Source organism: Acinetobacter halotolerans (genome assembly GCF_004208515.1).
GTDB classification, from domain to species: Bacteria; Pseudomonadota; Gammaproteobacteria; order Pseudomonadales; family Moraxellaceae; genus Acinetobacter; species Acinetobacter halotolerans.
In genome coordinates this window covers 1-260 of the sequence record NZ_SGIM01000042.1, presented here as the reverse complement: position 1 = coordinate 260, position 260 = coordinate 1, and the positions used below count along the sequence as shown (strand labels likewise).

Here is a 260-nt window from a genome sequence, read left to right as displayed (position 1 = left end):
GCACCACCAAAATCAGCGCCTGCTAAATCAGAGATGGCTTCAAGTGTACCGTTGACAGTATCACGAGAAGTTTCAAAAGTGAGTGTGCCAAGATTTGCGAGGTCACCGACAGGGTGTTCAGCTTGAGGGAACGCCCCAATAATTGTGCCAGCAACAGTGTCGATACCTGTATTGATGATTTCAGTTTTGAGGCTTTCAACGCCTTGAAGCACATCAATACCTGTTTGGATAACACCCGTTACAGGGTTGTTGCCAAGATC

Annotated in this window: 1 protein-coding gene; it reads right to left on the bottom strand. The window is 46.9% G+C overall.

Annotation, left to right across the window (positions count from 1 at the left end):
• Positions 1-260: hypothetical protein (locus EXE30_RS15795; RefSeq protein WP_213072752.1), on the bottom strand; the 260-nt coding region annotated here is incomplete at both ends.